Annotated in this window: 1 protein-coding gene; it reads right to left on the bottom strand. The window is 51.4% G+C overall.

Annotated elements, in window-relative coordinates:
- Nucleotides 1-253, bottom strand: a 253-nt coding sequence (locus IV91_RS0113975) for an Rpn family recombination-promoting nuclease/putative transposase (RefSeq protein ID WP_031599451.1), incomplete at both ends; no start/stop codon positions are given.

The following is a 253-nucleotide window of genomic DNA, read 5'->3' as shown; positions in this document are numbered from 1 at the left end:
CAACACCATCCCCTGCTTGATCAGGTCCTGATACAGCAACCCCATGTACACCATCATACGCAGCGCCATGTATTTATCGACGGTACTCTGAAACTCGATAAGTATATAGAGGTAAACCCAATCCCCACCTACCTTGATCCGCCAGACGATGTCATCGGCACGACCACGAAAGTCTTCGGTGATGTAATTGCCGTCCACCTTCTTCAGCGTCGTGTAATCCAGACTGTGCAACCACTCGTCTGGCACGAACCCC

It is taken from the genome of Ferrovum myxofaciens, assembly GCF_000735045.1.
In the GTDB taxonomy this organism is placed as follows: domain Bacteria; phylum Pseudomonadota; class Gammaproteobacteria; order Burkholderiales; family Ferrovaceae; genus Ferrovum; species Ferrovum myxofaciens.
The sequence above is the reverse complement of the archived record's forward strand: the minus strand, read 5'-3'. Positions and strand labels throughout refer to the sequence as shown.